The following is a 16,657-nucleotide window of genomic DNA, read 5'->3' on the forward strand; positions in this document are numbered from 1 at the left end:
GCCTCCTGGCTAGTGCACTGGTCTGACCAGTAGGCTACGCACATTGCCAGCCGGTGACGGCTCGGGTCAAGGGGGCTTGCATGGGTGGTCCGCGCTTCGAGCCGGTGCGTGCCGTGCGCGCCTACGAGCGGGTCGTGGAGCAGGTCGAGGAGGCCATCGAGAGCGGTGCTCTCGCACCGGGCGGGCGGCTGCCGAGTGAGCGCGAGCTGATGGTGCAGTTCTCGGTCAGCCGGTCCACCGTGCGGGAGGCGCTGCGGGTGCTGCAGGCGCGCGGGCTGGTGCGCTCGCGGCCCGGCGACCCGAACGGGGCGGAGGTGCTGCCGTTCTCCCCCGCCGCATTACACCAGTCGATGACCACCCTCGCCCGGGTGGCGGAGCTGTCGCTGGGCGAGCTGGTGCAGTTCAGGATGGTGCTGGACGGCTCCGCCGTGCTGCTGGCCGCGCGGCTGCGCACCGAGGGGCAGCTCGCCGAGATGGACGCGGCCGTCGCCGCCATGCGGGCCGCCGTGGGCCAGGACGAGGAGGCGTTCGGGGCGGCGGACGTGGCCTTCCACGACGCGGTGGCGCGGGCGTGCGGCAACAAGCTCATCCAGGTCTGCACGGACGTGGTGCGTTCCATCGTGGTCAAGCTCATCGCGAAGCGGATCGCGGCGGCGCCGGACCGGGAGGAGCTGATGCGGCGCAGCATCCGCCACCACGAGGAGGTGATCGCCGCCGTCCGGGCCGGCGACGGCCCCCTGGCCGCGCGATTGTCGAGAAAAGCGATGTATGACTACTACGCCGGGTATGTAGATGAAGGAGAGCGGAGTGCCCTGAGGGCACTGTTGGAGTGATCTGGCCCACAGGGTGTTATGTTGCCGAGGTGGCGGGCGTGGACGGGGACGGGCTGGCTGAGGCCTTTCTGCGTGAGCCGCGGCGATACACCAGTCACCAGGTCGCCGAGATGGCGGGGGTGCCGGTTTATCGCGCGCGGCGCTTCTGGCGTGCCCTGGGGTTCGCCAACGTGCCCGACGACGCCGTCGAGTTCACCGCCTCCGACGTCGAGGCGCTCAAGACGCTGCTCGGCATGGTGACCTCGGGCGTCTACGACGAGGAGCACGTCCTGCTCATCGCCCGCTCCCTGGGCCGCGCCACCACCAGGCTGGCCGAGTCGCAGGCCGAGCTGGGCGCCGAGGCGCTCGACAACGCCGGCGTGCCGCTCGCCGAGCGGCCCCGCGCCTGGCGCAGGCGGGCCGAGCGGGTGGTGCCCGACCTGGCCAAACTGCTGGTCTACGCCTGGCAGCGCCAGCTCGCCGCCGCCGCCGGGCGCATCGCCGACCAGGACATGAGCGCCGTACGGCTCGCCGTCGGCTTCGCCGACCTCGTCGCGTTCACCCGGCTGAGCAGGCAGATCACCGGCGGGGAACTGGCCAGGCTGATCGACAGGTTCGAGGGGCGCTCCGCCGACATCGTGACGTCGTCCGGCGGGCGGGTGGTCAAGACCCTCGGCGACTCCGTGCTGTTCGTCAGCGACAAGGCGCACGTGGCCACCGAGATCGCGCTGCGGCTGGTCGAGACGCACGCCCGCGGCAAGGACATGCCCGAGCTTCGGGTGGGGCTGGCGTCCGGGCCGGTGATCTGGCGGATGGGCGACGTGTTCGGCACCACCGTCAACCTGGCCAGCAGGCTCACCGCGTTGTCGCTGCCGGGAACGATCCTGGCCGATCCGCAGCTCGCCGAGGAGCTGGAGGGGGATCGGGCGTTCCGGCTGCGGGAGGTCAACCGGCTGTCGGTGCGGGGGCTGGGGGAGCTGGCGCCGTACACGGTGATGCGCGCCGGGAGCGCCTGAGCTCTCACCCCCGTAAAGTAGATCATCGTGACGGGACGTACCGCCGTGGACGGCGAGCCTGTGGGTGACGAGGCTCGGCTCATGCTGGACGCCCGCTACGGGCACTTCACCGCCATGCAGGTCAGGGATCGGCGGGTGCGCGGCCTCGACCGGCACCTCGATCGGCTCGACGCGGCCAACAGGGAGCTGTTCGGGGCGGGGATCGACCGGGCGGCGGTACTGGCCTCGATCAGGGCCGTGCTGGGCCCCGGCGGGCGCGACGCCGGTCTGCGGGTGAACGTGGTGGAGCACGGCGGCCGGCCGCGCGTGGTGGCCGCCGCCTACCCGCCGCACCCGCCGCTCCCTGGCCTCCTGCACGTCAGGCCGGTCGTCTACCAGCGCTACCTGCCGCACATCAAGCAGGCCTTCGGCTTCCAGCAGGCCCACATCGTCCGCGAGGCCACCGCGGCGGGGTTCGACGAGGCGCTGCTCACCACTGAGGACGGCCTGATCAGCGAGGGCGCGATCACGAACCTGGGCGCCTTCGCCGACGGCCGCCTGATCTGGCCGGACGCGCCGATGCTGACCGGGATCACGATGAGCCTGCTCATGGACCTGGACGTGCCGCAGGAGCGCCGGCCGATCAAGGTGGCCGACCTGACGGGCTTCGACCAGGTGTTCCTCTGCAACTCCTGGGGAGTGATGCCGGTCGGCAGGGTGGACGGCGTTCCGCTGCGCCAGGACGCCGGGCTGGTGGCGCGGCTGGCCGGGCACTACGAGAGCGTCCCCGCCGACCCGGTGGATTGATCCGGGGTGCGGGTGTGTTGCACCCGTACATGACCGCCTACTCGATTCTCGACCGTTCGCTCGTCCGCCGCGGCTCGACCCCGGGCGCCGCGCTGCGCGAGACCGTGGCGTTCGCGCGGCAGGCCGAGGAGCTGGGATATCACCGGTTCTGGGTGTCGGAGCACCACAGCGTGCCCGGCGTGGCGGGGTCGGCGCCGACCGTGCTGGCGGCGGCGGTGGCGGCGGCGACGTCGCGGATCCGGGTGGGCACCGGCGGCGTGATGCTGCCCAATCACCGGCCGCTGGTGGTGGCCGAGCAGTTCGGCGTGCTGGAGTCGCTGTTCCCCGGCCGCGTGGACATGGGGCTGGGGCGTTCCGTGGGTTTCACCGGGGGCATCCGCAAGGCGCTCGGGCACGGCAAGGACGACGCGGACCGGTTCGGCGACCAGCTCGCCGAGCTGCTCGGGTTCTTCACCGGCACGCAGGACGCCTATCCCGGCGTGCACGCGCTGCCCGCCGAGGGGTTGCGGCCGGAGGTGTTCGTGCTGGCCATGGGGGCGGGGGCGGACCTCGCGGCCGGGCACGGGCTGCCGATGGTGATCGGCGCCGGGGCGCGGATGCACGACGCCGTGGCGCGCTACCGGGCCGCGTTCCGGCCGTCCGGGTGGGCGGCGCGGCCGTACGTGATGGTCGCGGCAGACGTGGCGGTCGGCGCGAGCGCCGAGGAGGCGGCGCTGCTGCAGCTTCCCGAGGCGTGGGCCACGGTGCGCTCGCGCACCGGCGGCTCCTTCCCGCCGCTCGTGCCCGCCGGGGAGATCGCGCGCATGGAGCTGGGCGCGCGGGAGCGGGCCTATCTGGACGAGGCGCTCAAGGGACGGATCCACGGCACGCAGAGCGAGGTGGCGGTGGCGCTCGGCACGCTGGTCGAGACGAGCGGAGCCGACGAGGTGCTGGTCACGATGAACACCTACGACCTGGACCGGCGCCTGGACTCCTACCGGCGGCTGGCGCGGCTGCTGACGGGTTAAGATCGCCCGAACATCGTTCTGAAGGGTGTTCGCATGATCCGTCAGCACGCCATCGGTGACCTCCTGCGGCGCACCGCCGCCCGGCACCCCGCCAAGACCGCCGTCGTCTTCGGCGACCTGCGGCAGAGCTACGCCGATCTCGACCTGGCCGTGAACAGGACGGCCAACGCGCTGGCCGCCAGGGGCGTGGGCAAGGGCGACCGGTTCGCCGTCCTCAGCCACAACAACCACGCCTACGTGGTGGCCTACTTCGCGCTGGCGCGGCTGGGGGCGATCTCCGTCCCGATCAACTTCATGCTGGGGGCCGAGGAGGTGGCGTACATCCTGCGGCATTGCGGCGCCACCGGGATGCTGGCCGAGGAGGCGCTGCTGCCGGTGGCGGCCGTGGCGGTCACGCCCGAGGTCGCGGTGCGCGGCGTGATCGGCGCGGGACGGGACGGGTGGGAGCCGTTCACGGCGTGGTCGTCCTTCGAGGACGGCTCGGAGCCGCAGGTGGAGATCGCGGACGACGACCCGATCCAGCTCATGTACACCAGCGGCACCGAGTCCCGCCCCAAGGGGGCCACGCTGTCGAGCAGGAGCCTGATCGCGCAGTACGTGACGTGCGTGGTGGACGGCGAGATGAGCGCCGACGACGTCGAGGTGCACGCCCTGCCCCTCTACCACTGCGCGCAACTGCACTGCTTCCTGACGCCCGGCGTCTACCTGGGCGCCACCAACATCATCCTGCCGGGGCCGAGCCCGGCGGCGATCCTGGCGACCATCGAGGGCGAGCGGGCCACCAAGCTGTTCTGCCCGCCGACGGTCTGGATCTCGCTGCTGCGCCACCCCGACTTCGACCGCCGCGACCTGTCGTCGCTGCGCAAGGGGTACTACGGCGCGTCCATCATGCCGGTGGAGGTGCTGAAGGAGATCGCCACGCGGCTGCCGGACGTGCGCCTGTTCAACTTCTACGGCCAGACCGAGATGGCGCCCGTCGCCACCATCCTCGGCCCCGACGAGCAGCTCACCCGGCTGGGCTCGGCGGGGCGGCCCGCGCTGAACGTCGAGACCAGGATCGTGGACGACGCCGACCGGCCGGTGCCGCCCGGCGTCGTCGGCGAGATCGTGCACCGCAGCCCGCACGCCATGCTCGGCTACTGGAACGACCCTGACAAGACCGCCGAGGCGTTCCGCGGCGGCTGGTTCCACAGCGGCGACCTGGGGGTCATGGACGAGGACGGCTACCTGTCGGTGGTCGACAGGAAGAAGGACATGATCAAGACGGGTGGCGAGAACGTGGCCAGCCGCGAGGTCGAGGAGGCCGTCTACCAGCATCCCGCCGTGGCGGAGGCGGCGGTGTTCGGGATCCCGGACGAGAAGTGGATCGAGGCGGTGACGGCGGCCGTCGTGCTGCGCGAGGGCGCCGGGGTGACGGAGCAGGAGCTGATCACGTTCCTGCGGGAGCGGCTCGCGCCGTTCAAAACCCCCAAACGCATTGTTTTTCTGGAATCACTTCCTAAAAACGCCTCCGGAAAAGTGCTGAAGCGGGAGCTGCGCAGCGGCATTTCGTAAATCCCTTTCGGGAAACGGGCACCATCGGGCATCGCCCGCTCGTTGAGCGGGCATTCCCTTTCGACGACGACTGCACCTCACGTCCCGGACGACCCCCTTGTCCCCGACCGAGAGAGGCCGCCCGTGCCCAGCCTTCCTGAGCTCGCGCATCGTACGTTCTTCCGGACGCTCTCCCTGCTGTCCCCCAAGGGGCAGGGCATGATCCTGCGCCGTTACTTCGACTGGTGGCACCGCACCCCCGACCCCTGGAAACTGTCCACCGACGATTACGAGCAACACAAGTACCGGTCCACGCTGAAACACGTGCCGCCCCGGCCGTACCGGCGCATCATCGAAGTCGGCTGCGCGGAAGGCGTCTTCACGCACGCGCTCGCCGCCACCTATCCGGAAGCCGAGATCACCGGGATGGACGTGTCGGGGCGGGCGCTGGCGCGGGCCAGGGCGCGGGTGCCGGAACGGAACGGGCGGGTGCGGTTCGTCCAGGCCGACCTCCTCACCCACCCCGCCGAGCCTGGCTTCGACCTGGCGTTCTGCTCGGAGACGTTGTACTACCTGGGGCGGCACGAGCGGCTGCAGCGGGCTTCCGCGCAACTCAGCGGGTTGTTGAAGCCTGACGGGGTGCTGGTGGCGGTGCATCCGTGGCCCGAGGCCGATCGGCTGCACGGGTACCTGGACGCGCACGGGACGCTGAAGCGGCTGGGTGAAGAGGTCTACACGGCTCCGCCGCGCCCGTTCGCGGTCACCGTCTACGGCGCCAGGCACTCCTAGGTGCGGTCAGCCCTTGTCCAGGCGGTCGGCGGCGAGCCGGCGGACCACCACGCGCTGGATCTTGCCGGTCGCCGTCTTGGGCAGCTCGTCCAGCACCAGCACCTCGCGGGGCCGCTTGAACGACGCCAGCCCGTCCCGGCAGAACCCGATCAGCTCCCCGGGGTCCACCGTCCGCCCGGGGGCGGCCACCACGCACGCCACCGGCTTCTCCAGGCCCTCCCCGTCGAGGTAGGCCACCACCGCGCACTCCCCCACCGACTCGTGCTGCAGCAACCGCGCCTCCACCTCCATCGGCGACACCCAGATCCCGCCCGCCTTGATCATGTCGTTGGAGCGGCCGAGGCACCGGTAGGAGCCGTCCTCCTCCCGCACGTACGTGTCGCCCGTGCGCAGCCACTCCCCCTGGAACACCTGCCGGGTGGTGGCCGTCCGGCACCAGTAGCCGGTGGCTATCGAGTCGCCCCGCACGTACAGGTGGCCGGGCTCGCCCGCCCCGGCGGGCTCGCCGCGCTCGTCGAGGAGGCGGGCCTCGTAGCCGGGGACCACGGTTCCGGAGGTGCCGGGGCGGACCTGGCCGGGGCGGTTGGAGATGAAGATGTGCAGCGCCTCGGTCGAGCCGAGGCCGTCGATGATGTCGACGCCGAAGCGGCCGGTGAAGCGGCGGTAGATCTCGGCGGGCAGCGCCTCGCCCGCCGAGACGGCCAGCCGTACGGACGAGAACGCGTCGGCGGCGGCGGTGGTTTCGGCGGCGTCGGCGGCTCTGGCGGCTTTGGCTGCTTCGGTGGCTTCGGTGGCTTCGGCGGCTTCGGCGGCTTCGGCGGCGAGCAGGGCCGCGAAGAACGTGGGGCCCGCGAAGAACAGGGTGGGCCGTTCCTCCGCCACCCGCGCGATCACCCCGCCAGGCGTGGGCCTGGCCGGGTCGAGGATCGCGGTCGCCCCCGCCGCCAGCGGGAAGAACATCGAATTGCCGATCCCGTACGCGAAGAACAGCCGCGCCACCGACAGGCACCGGTCGTCCGGCCGGATGCCGAGCACCTGCCGCCCGTACGTCTCGTAGACGTCCCTGATCGCGCCGTGCCGGTGCATGGCGGCCTTGGGGGCGCCGGTGGTGCCGGAGGTGTAGAGCCACAGGGCGGGCGAGTCGCGCCAGGTGTCGTACGGCGGATCGACCGGCCCGCCCGGCGCCGCCACCTCGCCCCAGTCGCGGTCCGTGACCAGCAGGCGGGTCACCTCGGGAGCGCCGGCCAGCGCCTCTCGCACAGCAGGCTCGAACTCGGGGGTGGCCACCACCAGCCGCGCCCGCGAGTCCCTGACGAGATCCCCCAGCTCAGCACCGTTGTACATGGTGGACACCGGCACCGCGACCGCCCCCATCCGCATCACGGCCAGGATGGTGACCACGGTCTCGGGGCGGTCGGACATGACGAGCAGCACCCGCTCCTCCGGCCTGACGCCCAGCTTCCGTAAGCCGGTGGCCAGCTCCGCGGCCCGGGTGGCCAGCTGGGCGTAGGTGAGCGTGCCGGCGGGGCCGGTGACCGCGACGTGGTCGCCCCGGCCCGCCGCGACTTGGCGGTCGGTGAGATAGACGCTGGCGTTGAACGACTCGGACGTCATGGCCGTCCCCATCCGCAGGCGGGCAATCGTTGCCAAATCTTCTACACAGAATGGGAAGCCCGTCAATGACTTGTAGACCTTATGGATGGGGGCTGGGGCGGCGGTCGAGGGCCTGGGTCCACTTGACGGCCACGGCCGCGACCTGGATCAGCTCAGCCCTGAGCCGGGCCGGGTCCGACTCGGCGAACGCCTCCATGACCTCCTCGGCCAGGATGTGCCGCCAGGTCAGCGCCCCTCCCTGCGCCGCCGTGTCCGTCGCGTCCCTGGCCTGGTCGGAGGCGGCCACCCTCCCCTCGCCGCCGGTGCCGTCGGGCAGAAGCTGCATGCCGAACCGCACGTCCTGCGCCGCCCTCTCGGCCGCCACCTCCGCCAGGACCCGCGCCAGCGAGCCCGGCACCCCCGCATCCCCGTCATGTGTCATGGAGCCCAGTCTCTCAAGCGTTCACGCACCGGCCGCAGGGCGGAAGGCGAGACCCAGGTCGGTGGGGTGCGAGCAGACGTGGTCGCGGAAGGCGCGCACCGCGGGCGTCATCCGCTCCCCCGCCGGCCAGCTCACCCCGACCGTCCTGAACAGGGCGGGCGACAGCGGGATCTCCACCACCCCGCCCGCCGGCGCCTGATCCGACCGCGGCAGAACGGCCACCCCCAGCCCGGTGGCCACCAGCCCCCGCACGGTCTCCGACTCCTGCCCCTCGAACGCGATCCGCGGCTCGAACCCCGAAGCCGCGCACAGGTCATCGGTGATCTGCCGCAGCCCGTACCCGTGCTCCAGCGTCACCCACTCCTCCCGCGCCAGCTCGGCCGCCCGCACCCGCGCCCTGGCGGCCAGGCGGTGGGACGGCGGCACGCACAGCACCAGCTCCTGGTCGGCGAGCGGGCGGCTGACGAGGCCGGGGTCGTCGAGCGGCATTGGCGCGACGAACACCAGGTCGATCTCGCCTTCGCGCAGGGCGTCCAGCATGTCCTGCCGCGAGCCCTGCGCCAGGCTGAAGCGGATGCCCGGGTTGCGCTCGCGGAAGCCGCCGATGAGGGACGGCACCAGCGTGCGCCCGAGCAGGTGCAGGAAGCCGAGGACGATGCGGCCGCTGCCGGGGTCGATCTCCTCGCGCACCTCGCGGGCGGCGGCGGTCATGGCGGCCAGCGCGCGGGTGGAGGCGGCGGCCAGCGTACGTCCTGCCCTGGTCAGGCGGATGCCGCGGCCCGAGGGAAGGACGAGCGGGGCGCCGACGAGCTCGCCCAGGGCGGCGAGCCGGCGGCTGGCGGTGGGCTGCGGGATGCCGAGCAGCTCGGCGGCGCGCGTCACGTGCCCGGTCTCGCCCACGGCGGCCAGCAGCGCGAGGGCCGGGGCCAGGCGGGCGGCCAGCCGGTCGTCGGAATCATCCATCATTGTATGGATTATTGCATGGAGATGTATTAGACGTATTTATTAGCCATGCTTAGCGTTTGGGGGGTGGTGGTTCTTCAAGCTTCCGAACCGGTCGTCGACACCCGGCGGGTGAGCGCGGCCGTGGCGGCGGCGGGGCTGTCGTCGTTCGCCCTGCTGTACGCGCCCCAGCCGGTGCTCCCCCAGCTCGCCGCCGCCTACCGGCTCGACCCGGGCAGCGCCTCGCTCGCCATCGGGGTGGCGACCGCCTCCCTGGCCGTCGCGGTGCTGCCCCTGGCGTGGCTGGCGGGGGTGCTCGGGCGGCGGCGGGTGATCCTCTGGTCGGTGGTGGTGTCGGCGGTGATCGGGCTGCTGCTGCCGCTCGCGCCGTCCTTTCCTGCGTTCCTGGTGATGCGCGGGGTGCAGGGGGTGGCCATCGCCGGCTTCGCGGGGGTCGCGGCGGCGTACCTGGCAGACCAGGTCGGCACGGCCCGCCTCGCGGGGGCGGTGGGGGCGATGATCGCGGGCAACTCGGTCGGGGGCATGCTGGGACGCCTCGGCGCCGGGTTTGCCGCCGGGCCGCTGGGGTGGCACGGGTCGCTGGTGGCGGTGGCAGGAGTCTCGCTGGTGTGCGCGCTGTTCACGGCGGTCACCCTGCCGCGCGGAGAGACGCGGAGGGACGGCGCGTCTCGCAGGGACGGTGCGCGGCTCGGGTTTGGGCTGGTGGCGCCGTTCGCGGTCGGGGCACTCGCGATGGGCGCGTTCGTGGCGCTCTACAACGCGGCCGGTTTCCGCCTGGCCGCGCCGCCGATCTCGCTGAGCCCCGCCGCCGCCTCGCTGGTGTTCCTCTCCTACGCGATGGGCACCGCCTCCTCGGCCGCCGCGGGCAGGCTGGCCGCACGCCTGGGCCGGACGTCGGCGCTGGTGGCGGCGCTGGCGGTGACGGTGGTGGGTTCGGCGCTGACCGCGCACCCGTCGCTGCCCGTGATCGCGCTCGGGTTCGCCGTGCTGACCGCCGGTTTCTTCGCCGCGCACGCCATCGCGAACGCCTGGGTGACCGCCGACGCGCCCCCGCCCGCCCGGGGCAGGGCGGCGGGCGTCTACACGCTCTGCTACTACCTCGGCAGCGGCGCGGGCGGCACCCTGGGCGCCGTCGTCTACGGCGAGGCGGGGTGGACGTGGCTGATCGTCATGACGTCGGCCTGGCTGCTGCTGGCCGCCGCCGCCGTGCTCGTGACCCGGCGCTCGCACCGGCCGACCGCCGCCCCGCGCGTCAGCGGGTGAGGGAACGTTCGAGTGAGTCGGTCAGCCAGGCGACCAGCGCGCCGATCGTGGCCCGCTCACCGCTCACCTCACCCACGAGCCGCCAATAACGGCGTACGCGCGGATCGCGGTCGGACGCCACGATGCCCATCAGCTCACGGCGGAAGGCCGGGGTGTCGTCGCGCCCGCGAACGGTGGCGTGGGCGGCGACGAAGCGGTCCAGCTCCGGCCCCGGGCGCGGCTGCTCGCCCGCGACCACGCACGGCTGGGCCAGCGTGACCGCCTCGCCGACGCCGTGCATCAGGGCGTCCTCGTCGCCGATCGTGCGGGCGTTGGCGAGGGCCCTGGCGCGCAGGCCGCTCGTCAGCGCCCGGTCGCCGACGAGATGGACGAGTTCGGCGTACGCGACCACCTGCAGCGGAGTGGGGTCGGCGGGCGGCTGGGGCGCGGCCATGGACAGGAACGAGGCGTAGATCCCGTCGGAGACGGGCGAGACCAGTTGCCGCCGCCAGAAGCCGACCAGCCGCTCGCGTGCGGCGGCGGCGTCCTGCACGGCGGCCAGCAGTTCGAGCCTGGACGCCCGCTGGTCGGGGACGGCCTCCTCGACGGCGCGCAGCGCGGCGCGGCGCCAGGCCAGCTCGGCCAGCCGCGCGTCCAGCGCGGCCCGTTCCGCGGACACCTCGTCGGCCATCGAACGTTCGCCGCTGAGCACCCGCGCGATCGCGTTCAGCCCGAGGCCGAGCGCGCGCAGCCGCCTGATCAGGACGAGCCGATCGACGGCGTCGCGGCCGAACCTGCGGTGGTTCCCCGTGCTGCGCGCCGACGCGACGATGCCCTCGTCGCAGTAGAAGCGGATGGTACGCACCGGGACGCCCGTCAGCCGGGCCAGCTCTCCGATCCCGAGCGTCTCATCGCGTAAGAGCACTTGAACCTCCACCCGACTGGAGTTCCTACGGTAGCGGCGTACCCGAGGAAGAGGAGTGACGCCGATGCCGGCTCTGGACTACGCGCGGCTCGCGGAGGGGCTGCGGGAGCAGACGGAAGGGTTCGCCGAGGCGGTCGCCGGGGGCGATCCGGAGGCTGTGGTGCCGACCTGTCCCGAGTGGCGGTTGCGGACTCTGGTCTCGCATGTCGGGCAGGCCGACCGGTGGGGGGCCGCGTTGGTGCGCGAGGGCGTGGCGGTGCCCTATCCCGACGAGGCCGATCCGGGGGCTCCGGACGAGTGGGGGGCGTGGTTGCGGGCGGGGGCCGGGGAGCTGGTCGAGGCGGTGCGCGAGGTGGGGGCGGACGCCGAGGTGTGGTCGTTCGTGGGGCCGGTGCCGGCGGCGTTCTGGCTGCGCAGGATGTTGTGCGAGACCGTCATCCATCGTTACGACGCGGCGCTGACGACCGGCACCGGGTACGAGGTCGCCGATGACCTGGCCGCCGACGTCATCACCGAGGGGGCCGAGTTGATGTCGCATCCGAGGGGGGAGACGTTCAAGCCGGAGCTGGCGCTGATGCGGGGGGCGGGCCAGCGGCTGGCGTTCCGGGCGCGGGGGATGGCGGGCTGGGTGATCCATCGGCTGCCGGAGGGGCTTCGGTGGGAGCGCGGGAACGGGCCCGGTGACGTGGTGGTGTCGGGGACGGTGACCGAGATCATGCTGGTGCTGTCGCGGCGGACGCCGCCCGCCGACGTCAGCGGGGACAGCGCGCTGCTGGAGCACTGGCTGGCCCACAGCGCGTTCTAGCGCAGCGCGTACGGTGCTGGTGCTGGTGCTCAGCGGAAGGCGGGCGCCGTGGGAGGCAGCCCCATGAGGACGGCCCCCGCGGCGTCGTACATCGCCGGGCTCAGGAAGGCGTGCTCCTGCGGCACCATCGCATCCCCCAGCAACCCCTGCAATGGATGATCGCGGTAGATCGCCGCGGTCCCCGCCAGCGACACGACCTTGGCCACCACCTCCGCCGCCGTCCTGGCCAGGTGCGCGGCGGACAGGCGCAGGTGCGCGTTCTGCTCGTCGCTGACCACCCCGGCTCCGTCGAGCGCCTGCCACGCCTCCTCAGCCGCCTCGTAGAAGTAGGCGCGCGCGGACCGGAGCATGGCCTCCGCCTCCGCGATGCCGGAACGGTAGTAGGGCCGGTCGGCCAGGCGCGGCGCGCCGGTGATGCCGGCGCGCCCGCTCCCCTCCCCCTCCGCGTGGTCGAGGGCGGCGCGGGCGACGCCGGCGGAGACGACGGACAGCGACTGGGCGGCGTAGGTGATGGCGGGATAGCGGTAGAGCGGCTCGTCGATCACCGGGGCGCCGCCGCGGATGAAGGTCCATGAGCGGTCGACCTCGACGTCGTGGGCGACGAGGTCGAAGGAGCCGGTGCCCTGCATGCCGACGACGTCCCACTCGCGGACGATCTCCAGGTGTTCCGGTCGGACGAGGGCGCCGCGCGGCTTGCCGGAGGTGGAGTCGTCGCCCGGGATGCCGACGACGAGCACGTCGGCGGCCATGCAGCCGCTGGCGAACTTCCACCGGCCGTTGAGCAGGAAGCCGCGTCCGGTGGGGGTGGCCCGCTGGACGGGGAACAGGCCGCCGGCGAGGACCACGTCGGGGCCGTCGGCGTACAGCCTGGCCTGGGTCTCCAGCGGGAGCGAGCCGAGGTAGACGAGCTGGGAGCCGAAGCTCGCCACCCAGCCGGTGGAGCCGTCCACGGCCGAGATGCGTTCGATCAGGCGCAGGAACCGGGCCGGCGGCATCGGCTCGCCGCCGAAGCGGCGCGGCGTGGACACCCGGTAGAGGCCGAGCCGTTTGAGCCGGTCGACGAAGTCCTTGGGTACGTAGCGCAGCTCGCGGAACTCCTCGCGGCGGCGGGCCAGCTCCGCCAGCATTTCTTCGAACGTGTCCTCGTCACGCATCCTCGCCGCTCCTCGGTTGGCAGGAAGGGGGGCGTTCCCGTCATGGCGAACCGTTCACCCTCCAGGCTAAGGCGAGAAGCGGCGGGCGGTCAGAGCTCGACGTGGGTGTCCGGGTCGCCGCCGAGCCGGCCGCCGGTGTCGAGGGTGGCGAGGCGGGTCAGGTCCTCGGGCGAGAGGCTGAAGTCGAACACCTCGAGGTTCTGCCGCATCCGCTCGGGGTCGGCCGACTTGGGGATGGGCACCGCGCCGAGCTGCACGTGCCAGCGCAGCACCACCTGCGCCGGCGTACGGCCGAGTGCGGCGGCCAGGTCGGTGACGGCGGGCTCGTCGAGCAGTTTGGAGCCGGCGCCGAGCGGGCTCCACGACTCGGTGACGATGTCGTGCTCGGCGTGCCAGTCGCGCAGCTCGCGCTGGGGGAAGCCGGGGTGCAGCTCGACCTGGTTCACGGACGGCCGGACGCCGGTCTCGTCCACGAGCCGCTGGATCTGCGCCGGGGTGAAGTTGGACACGCCGATCGAGCGCGCCAGCCCCTGCTCGCGCAGGTGGACGAAGGCCCGCCAGGTGTCGGCGTAGAGGCCGCGCTCGGGCAGCGGCCAGTGGATGAGGAAGAGATCGACGTAGTCGAGGCCGAGCCGGGACCTGCTCTCCTCGAAACCGCGCATGGCCGCGTCGTAGCCGTGGTGGGAGCCGCGCAGCTTGGTGGTGACGAACAGCTCCTCGCGCGCCACCGGCGCGTCGGCCACGGCTGCGCCGACGCCGGCCTCGTTGCCGTAGGAGGCGGCGGTGTCGATGAGCCGGTAGCCGAGCGAGACGGCGTGGGTGACGGCCTGGCGGGCCTCCTCGTCGTTCATCGGCCAGGTGCCCAGCCCCAGGCGCGGCATCGGACGGCCGTCGGCGAGCATGACGGTCATGATCATTCCCCCTTGGGTGACGCTGACACTCCCCCTTACCCCCGGGCCACACGGGTCAATCCGCCGCAATCTGTCACACTCACGCGCAGGTTTCCGACTAGTACGGTAGACAACTCGTGGAGGTGCGATTGTGCTGACCGTGATCGGCGCGGGATTCCCGCGCACCGGAACCAGCTCCATGAAGGCCGCGCTGGAGCGGCTCGGATTCGGCCCCTGTTTTCACATGTTCAACATCCTGACCGAGCCGGCTCGCGTCGACGACTGGCTGCCGCTGGCGGAGGGCGAGGAGGTCGACTGGGAGAAGCTGTTCGACGGGTTCGGCTCGACGCAGGACTGGCCGGCGTCCTTCTTCTGGCGGGAGCTGGCGCGGGCGTACCCGGAGGCGAAGGTCGTGCTCACCGTACGCGACCCGCGCGCCTGGTACGCCAGCATGCTGACGCTGATCGACAACGGGCCCAGGACCATCATGTCGCAGGGCGCCGAGCGTGACCTGCCCCCGGCGGCCAAGGCGGTCTTCGGCGGGATGCAGCGGCTGCAGCCCGTGCTCAACCGCATGACCGCCGCCACGTTCGGCCCCGGCAGGACGATGGCCGACGGGCCGGTGGACGAGGAGAGCGCCGTCGCGGCGTTCGAGCGGCACACGGCCACCGTGAAGGCGAGCCTGCCGGCCGACCGGCTGCTCGTCTTCGACGTGCGGGAAGGCTGGGAGCCGCTGTGCCGGTTCCTGGGCGCGGACGTGCCGGACGAGCCGTTCCCGCATCTCAACGACGGCAAGTCGATGCGGGAGTTCCTCGGCCGGCTGATGTCGGGCGACCTGTCGCACCCGTCGTTCACCGAGAGCGGCGCCTAGCTCTCCAAGTAGCGGCCTAGCTCTCCAGGTAGCGCAGGATCGCCAGCACGCGCCTGCTGTAGCCGGGGTCGCGGGGCAGGTCGAGCTTGTCCACGATGGCGTTGACGTGCTTCTCGACGGTGCTGAGCGACACGTGCAGCCGCTCCGCGATGGCGGCGTTCACCAGCCCCTGGGCGAGGTGCCGCAGCACCTCGCCCTCGCGGGGGCTGAGCCTGCTCAGCGGGTCGGTACGGGTGGTGCGGGCCAGGAGCTGGCGCACCACCTCGGGGTCGAACGCCGTGCCGCCCGCCCGCACCCGCTCCAGCGACTCCAGGAACTCGGCCACCTCCGATACCCGGTCCTTGAGCAGGTAGCCGAGCCCCTCCGTGGACCCGGCCAGCAGCCTGGCGGCGTAGTGCTGCTCGACGTACTGCGACAGGACGAGCACCCCGACGCCGGGCAGCCGCTCGCGGATCTCCAGCGCGGCCCGCAGCCCGTCGTCCTTGTGCTCGGGCGGCATGCGCACGTCGATGACCGCCACGTCGGGGCGGTGCAGCGCGACCGCGTCGAGCAGCGCGGGCGCGTCGCCGACCGCTGCCACGACCTCGTGGCCGGCGTCGGCGAGCAGCCGGGTCAGGCCCTCGCGCAGCAGCACGGAATCGTCGGCCAGGATCACCCGCACGGCGGCGCCTTGGGCAGGGTGGCGGCGATCCTGGTGGGGCCGCCCGGCGGGCTGTCGACGGTGAACCTGCCGTCGAGGGCCAGCACGCGCCTGGCCAGCCCGGACAGGCCGCCGCCCGACGGGTCGGCGCCGCCCTCGCCGTCGTCCGATATCGCCACGCTCACCGTCCGTTCGTCCTCGGTCAGGACCACCAGGATGTCATGGGCGCCGGCGTGCTTGACCGCGTTGGTGATGGCCTCACGGGCCACGAAGTACAGGGCGGTCTCGATCTCGGAGGCGGGGCGGCCGGTCAGGTTGTGGTGCACGGTGACGGGCACGCCCGCGCGTTCCGCGACGCCGGCCAGCGCTGCGCGCAGGCCCAGCTCGTCGAGCGCGGTCGGGTAGATGCGCCAGGCCACGCTGCGCAGCTCGTCGAGGAGCTGCCGTGACTCGCCATACGCCTGCGCGACCAGCTCGGCGACCGCAGCACTGGTATCGGGCCTGCCGTCGAGGGTGTGGCGGGCGCGGCCGAGCAGCATGGCCAGCGCGACCCCGCGCTGCTGCACCCCGTCGTGCAGGTCCCGCTCGATCCTGCGCCGCTCGTCGTCCACCGCCTTGACGATCCCGGACCGGGTCTCGGTCAGCTCGGCGATCCGCCGGCGCATCAGCTCCTCCCCGGTCGGCCCGAGGAAGTGCGCGGCCAGCCGCCGGTCGAGCGCGACGGCGGCCCAGACGAGCAGCACCAGCACCGCGAGCACCGCCAGTCCCGCCGTGACGCCGAGCGCGCCCCCGCTGGTGACGAGCTTCACGCCGGGCAGCTCCAGGGGCACCGGCTCGGAGTCGCCCCAGATCAGGTCCCACGTGCCACCGGCCAGCAGCAGCACGGCGAGGAACAGGACGCTCGCCAGGACGTACCCGCCGAGGGCCCCCAGGGCGGCGCGGGCGGCGAGGTAGCCGTACCCGCCGTCGTGCCGCGCCGCCTCGTGCCCGAGCCACCTGGACAGGCGGGCGCGTTCCAGCGCGGTCAGCCGGGCCAGCCCGCGCGCGGCGGCGGGCCGCAGGGCGGGGACCAGCGCGGCGGGCGCCGCGGCGGCCAGGAAGAGCAGCTCGGCCACGCCGAGGATCGTGCCCAGGACTGTGCCCAGGAGGACTCCTGTCACGAGGCGGGCGATGCGGTTGCCTGACACGG

Annotated in this window: 17 protein-coding genes; 9 read left to right on the forward strand and 8 right to left on the reverse strand. The window is 72.8% G+C overall.

What is annotated here, in order from left to right; all coding sequences use genetic code 11:
- The first annotated feature begins 80 nt into the window (after window positions 1-80).
- The 6 genes from ABD331_RS31395 to ABD331_RS31420 all read left to right on the forward strand — a co-directional run bounded on the left by ABD331_RS31395 (window position 81) and on the right by ABD331_RS31420 (window position 5,943).
- Entirely contained in the window at window positions 81-833 is a 753-nt protein-coding gene (locus ABD331_RS31395; protein ID WP_344482438.1) for a FadR/GntR family transcriptional regulator, read from the forward strand.
- A gap of 38 nt (window positions 834-871) precedes the next feature.
- Window positions 872-1,828, forward strand: a complete 957-nt coding sequence (locus ABD331_RS31400; protein ID WP_344482441.1) for an adenylate/guanylate cyclase domain-containing protein — start codon at window positions 872-874, stop codon at window positions 1,826-1,828.
- Between the two features lie 27 nt (window positions 1,829-1,855).
- Complete coding sequence (locus ABD331_RS31405; RefSeq protein WP_344482444.1) at window positions 1,856-2,614, forward strand: aminotransferase class IV; 759 nt, start codon at window positions 1,856-1,858, stop codon at window positions 2,612-2,614.
- A gap of 14 nt (window positions 2,615-2,628) precedes the next feature.
- Window positions 2,629-3,621 (forward strand): LLM class flavin-dependent oxidoreductase, encoded by a 993-nt coding sequence (locus ABD331_RS31410; protein WP_344482447.1) that lies wholly within the window; start codon window positions 2,629-2,631, stop codon window positions 3,619-3,621.
- Window positions 3,622-3,654: 33 nt separating this feature from the next.
- On the forward strand, window positions 3,655-5,175 hold the full coding sequence (locus ABD331_RS31415) for an acyl-CoA synthetase (RefSeq protein WP_344482451.1): 1,521 nt from the start codon (window positions 3,655-3,657) through the stop codon (window positions 5,173-5,175).
- Window positions 5,176-5,298: 123 nt separating this feature from the next.
- Window positions 5,299-5,943, forward strand: a complete 645-nt coding sequence (locus tag ABD331_RS31420) for a class I SAM-dependent methyltransferase (RefSeq protein ID WP_344482454.1) — start codon at window positions 5,299-5,301, stop codon at window positions 5,941-5,943.
- Window positions 5,944-5,949: 6 nt separating this feature from the next.
- Here the strand turns inward: ABD331_RS31420 and ABD331_RS31425 are convergent, their stop codons facing one another.
- The 3 genes from ABD331_RS31425 to ABD331_RS31435 all read right to left on the reverse strand — a co-directional run bounded on the left by ABD331_RS31425 (window position 5,950) and on the right by ABD331_RS31435 (window position 8,944).
- Window positions 5,950-7,557: an AMP-binding protein gene (locus ABD331_RS31425; protein WP_344482459.1), complete on the reverse strand. Its 1,608-nt coding sequence runs from the start codon at window positions 7,555-7,557 to the stop codon at window positions 5,950-5,952.
- 79 nt (window positions 7,558-7,636) lie between these two features.
- Window positions 7,637-7,978, reverse strand: a complete 342-nt coding sequence (locus tag ABD331_RS31430; protein WP_344482462.1) for a hypothetical protein — start codon at window positions 7,976-7,978, stop codon at window positions 7,637-7,639.
- A gap of 21 nt (window positions 7,979-7,999) precedes the next feature.
- Window positions 8,000-8,944 carry a LysR family transcriptional regulator gene (locus ABD331_RS31435; protein ID WP_344482465.1) on the reverse strand — a complete coding sequence of 315 codons (945 nt, stop codon included), beginning with the start codon at window positions 8,942-8,944 and terminating at the stop codon, window positions 8,000-8,002.
- Between the two features lie 63 nt (window positions 8,945-9,007).
- On the opposite strand from ABD331_RS31435, the gene ABD331_RS31440 reads away from it, so the two are divergent.
- Window positions 9,008-10,204 carry an MFS transporter gene (locus tag ABD331_RS31440; protein WP_344482468.1) on the forward strand — a complete coding sequence of 399 codons (1,197 nt, stop codon included), beginning with the start codon at window positions 9,008-9,010 and terminating at the stop codon, window positions 10,202-10,204.
- Here ABD331_RS31440 and ABD331_RS31445 read toward each other — a convergent pair.
- Window positions 10,194-11,108 carry a helix-turn-helix domain-containing protein gene (locus ABD331_RS31445; RefSeq protein WP_344482471.1) on the reverse strand — a complete coding sequence of 305 codons (915 nt, stop codon included), beginning with the start codon at window positions 11,106-11,108 and terminating at the stop codon, window positions 10,194-10,196. The two genes, ABD331_RS31440 and ABD331_RS31445, sit on opposite strands and share 11 nt — an antisense overlap.
- A 64-nt stretch (window positions 11,109-11,172) precedes the next feature.
- Between ABD331_RS31445 and ABD331_RS31450 the strand changes: the two genes are divergently transcribed.
- Window positions 11,173-11,913: a maleylpyruvate isomerase family mycothiol-dependent enzyme gene (locus tag ABD331_RS31450; protein ID WP_344482474.1), complete on the forward strand. Its 741-nt coding sequence runs from the start codon at window positions 11,173-11,175 to the stop codon at window positions 11,911-11,913.
- 29 nt (window positions 11,914-11,942) lie between these two features.
- Here the strand turns inward: ABD331_RS31450 and ABD331_RS31455 are convergent, their stop codons facing one another.
- On the reverse strand, window positions 11,943-13,067 hold the full coding sequence (locus ABD331_RS31455) for an acyl-CoA dehydrogenase family protein (RefSeq protein WP_344482477.1): 1,125 nt from the start codon (window positions 13,065-13,067) through the stop codon (window positions 11,943-11,945).
- Between the two features lie 89 nt (window positions 13,068-13,156).
- Window positions 13,157-13,978, reverse strand: coding sequence for an aldo/keto reductase (locus ABD331_RS31460; RefSeq protein WP_344482480.1), 822 nt, complete (start codon window positions 13,976-13,978; stop codon window positions 13,157-13,159).
- A gap of 130 nt (window positions 13,979-14,108) precedes the next feature.
- On the opposite strand from ABD331_RS31460, the gene ABD331_RS31465 reads away from it, so the two are divergent.
- Complete coding sequence (locus ABD331_RS31465) at window positions 14,109-14,828, forward strand: sulfotransferase family protein (protein WP_344482483.1); 720 nt, start codon at window positions 14,109-14,111, stop codon at window positions 14,826-14,828.
- 16 nt (window positions 14,829-14,844) lie between these two features.
- On the opposite strand, the gene ABD331_RS31470 is transcribed toward ABD331_RS31465, so the two are convergent.
- Window positions 14,845-15,489 (reverse strand): response regulator, encoded by a 645-nt coding sequence (locus ABD331_RS31470; RefSeq protein ID WP_344482486.1) that lies wholly within the window; start codon window positions 15,487-15,489, stop codon window positions 14,845-14,847.
- The gene (locus ABD331_RS31475) at window positions 15,480-16,655 is read right to left on the reverse strand and encodes a sensor histidine kinase (RefSeq protein WP_344482489.1); all 1,176 of its coding nucleotides are present in this window, start codon (window positions 16,653-16,655) and stop codon (window positions 15,480-15,482) included. Before ABD331_RS31475 ends, ABD331_RS31470 begins: the two co-directional genes overlap by 10 nt.
- Between the last annotated feature and the right edge of the window lie 2 nt (window positions 16,656-16,657).

It is taken from the genome of Nonomuraea monospora, from assembly GCF_039531895.1.
Taxonomy (GTDB): Bacteria; Actinomycetota; Actinomycetes; order Streptosporangiales; family Streptosporangiaceae; genus Nonomuraea; species Nonomuraea monospora.

What these genes read in the sequence shown, in the direction of transcription:
- ABD331_RS31395 (WP_344482438.1), top strand. Translation starts at nt 81, where the DNA reads ATGGGTGGTCCGCGCTTCGAGCCGGTGCGTGCCGTGCGCGCCTACGAG.
- ABD331_RS31415 (WP_344482451.1), top strand. Translation starts at nt 3,655, where the DNA reads ATGATCCGTCAGCACGCCATCGGTGACCTCCTGCGGCGCACCGCCGCC.
- ABD331_RS31425 (WP_344482459.1), bottom strand. Translation starts at nt 7,557, where the DNA reads ATGACGTCCGAGTCGTTCAACGCCAGCGTCTATCTCACCGACCGCCAA.
- ABD331_RS31430 (WP_344482462.1), bottom strand. Translation starts at nt 7,978, where the DNA reads ATGACACATGACGGGGATGCGGGGGTGCCGGGCTCGCTGGCGCGGGTC.
- ABD331_RS31435 (WP_344482465.1), bottom strand. Translation starts at nt 8,944, where the DNA reads ATGATGGATGATTCCGACGACCGGCTGGCCGCCCGCCTGGCCCCGGCC.
- ABD331_RS31450 (WP_344482474.1), top strand. Translation starts at nt 11,173, where the DNA reads ATGCCGGCTCTGGACTACGCGCGGCTCGCGGAGGGGCTGCGGGAGCAG.
- ABD331_RS31455 (WP_344482477.1), bottom strand. Translation starts at nt 13,067, where the DNA reads ATGCGTGACGAGGACACGTTCGAAGAAATGCTGGCGGAGCTGGCCCGC.
- ABD331_RS31460 (WP_344482480.1), bottom strand. Translation starts at nt 13,978, where the DNA reads ATGACCGTCATGCTCGCCGACGGCCGTCCGATGCCGCGCCTGGGGCTG.